This is a genomic window from uncultured Psychrobacter sp. (assembly GCF_947500265.1).
Taxonomy (GTDB): domain Bacteria; phylum Pseudomonadota; class Gammaproteobacteria; order Pseudomonadales; family Moraxellaceae; genus Psychrobacter.
Window position 1 is genome coordinate 1 of the sequence record NZ_CANMRN010000015.1, and the last position, 2,152, is coordinate 2,152.

The following is a 2,152-nucleotide window of genomic DNA, read 5'->3' on the forward strand; positions in this document are numbered from 1 at the left end:
TACGATGATGATGAGACTGATCCCACCAATAAACTGGCATAATCTAGAGATTAAGACGCTGAGCTTGACTAAAAATGCCATGTGACACCTCCAATAGGTTAGACCTTACAGGCAGCACTGGCAGCTTTTGCTTTTTCATAGACACCATCAGCATCTAAACCCAAAGCGTTAACATCACTTAGATATTTTTGGGTGCCTCTTTCAAGTGGCCCTTTCCAATCTGGATCATTTAGCGGATCAGGAATCTCGACAATTTCATCACCTTTATCTTTAGCAGCTTGAATTGCCATCTGGTCATGCTTATCAAATACTTCACCAACTTTACTGGCCAACGCCATTCCTGAGTTTTTATCCAAAACTTGTTTTAGATCATCTGGCAGATTATCGTATTTGTCCTTGTTCATCGTGACCATAAGCGCTGAACTATAGAAAGGAATATTGGTATGATATTTGGTAATCTCATCAATCTTGAATGCTGTTACCGCCTCCCAAGGGAAACTTAAACCATCAACGACACCGCGCTGTAGAGAGGTATACATATCGTTTGCAGGTAAACCTACTGGTGAAGCACCTGCACTTTCGATGATATCACCTGCCACAGCTGAAGGACGGCGAATACGCATACCTTTCATATCTGCAGGCGTTCGAATCAACTTATCTGTTGTATGAAGTGCGCCAGGTCCACCGCCGTACATAAACAGTAAATGCGTGTCTTCGTACTCACTCGCCAAAGTACCGTCATCATATAGAGTCTGTAGCATACAGCCCATTTGGGTTGCTGAATTTGATAAACCTGGAAGCTCAGTAATCTGAGTCAAAGGAAAGCGACCATTGGTATAACCATGCGCTTGTGAACCGATATCGATCGTACCTTTAGCAGCAGATTCATAAGTAACGTCTGCTTTAGCAAGGCCCGCGGATGGATACAGCTCAACTTTTAGACGGCCGTCAGAATCTGTTTCTATCTGTTTTGCCCAAGGCTCAAAGACTTCTTTACTGATAGATGAGGTTGCAGGCCAAAAATGCGAAAACCGTAGCACGGTAGTTTCTTGAGAAGTGGCTGATGAGCCATCAGTCGTATCAGCAGATTGGTTAGAACAGCCAAGAAGACTAATAGCGGCTAAAGCACCAATTGAAAAAAGAGGAGCTAACTTCATTATCAATTCCTTTTGATAATTATGAGAATAGGAGTAAGGTATTACGAGCAGACAATTTGATTCATCCTAGATTAAATTGGCTACAAGGTTTAGATATATTTTTTACATACCTGTAATAAAAGTACTGTTTAAAATTAGCAGCTATAATGATAGAAGTCAAATCATTTTGAGCGGATTATGAAGGATATATTCATATTATAGATATATTTTTGATACTTGAATTGTCTGCATAAATAATAATAGAAAGTAAGCAGACTAAAATAATTTCTCACAAAAAAGCTCTCAGCCTGTTATCCAGTTGAGAGCTTTTTTGTGTAAATATTTTATGAGCTTATAGAAGCTGCTCTAGGCAGTTATACAAATAATAATAGTGATAAAGCGTTATTCTTCCATCTGCCACTTATCATCTACCCACACAGCATCGTTGTCGTCTAGATGTACATGCCATTCTGCATCAGTTATCGCAAGGCGAATCTGAGTCAAACATTGTAGCCAATGTTCTAGGGTATACATAAGATTTTCTACATCCATACTAGCAGGCAGCTTTGTAGCTCCTGCTAATATGACCTCTGACTCACTGTCATCATATGCATAGAGATCAAAAGTCTCTGCATCATCTGCATGCTTGAAGTTTTCATTATATTCATCGACTATTGATGCAACCTTTTCTTGCTCCTGTTGAGTCAAGAGAGTAGAACGTTCAGCAGTATAGTAGAGTGAAACGCCCATAATGTGCTCCAAAATAAATGACAGATAGTGGATTCTAGAAGTAAACAAATAGTATCACATCAAACTGATTTGTAGGAAAGTTTGAATTTTGACAAAAACATCTAGCGCTAGACTTTCTTGCACTAAGCATCATTACCAACCCGCGCACAAAGAAAATCCCCCGACAAGCTAATGTCGGGGGATAATCAGGAATAGAGAGCTGACGATGACCTACTCTCACATGGGCGAACCACACTACCATTGGCGCTACGATGTTTCACTTCTGA

Annotated in this window: 2 protein-coding genes; both read right to left on the bottom strand. The window is 40.1% G+C overall.

Annotation, left to right across the window (positions count from 1 at the left end):
* Nucleotides 1–98: 98 nt before the first annotated feature.
* Entirely contained in the window at nucleotides 99–1,157 is a 1,059-nt protein-coding gene (locus Q0788_RS13830) for a TRAP transporter substrate-binding protein (RefSeq protein WP_298811632.1), read from the bottom strand.
* Nucleotides 1,158–1,538: 381 nt separating this feature from the next.
* The gene (locus Q0788_RS13835; protein ID WP_298811634.1) at nucleotides 1,539–1,886 is read right to left on the bottom strand and encodes a hypothetical protein; all 348 of its coding nucleotides are present in this window, start codon (nucleotides 1,884–1,886) and stop codon (nucleotides 1,539–1,541) included.
* Between the last annotated feature and the right edge of the window lie 266 nt (nucleotides 1,887–2,152).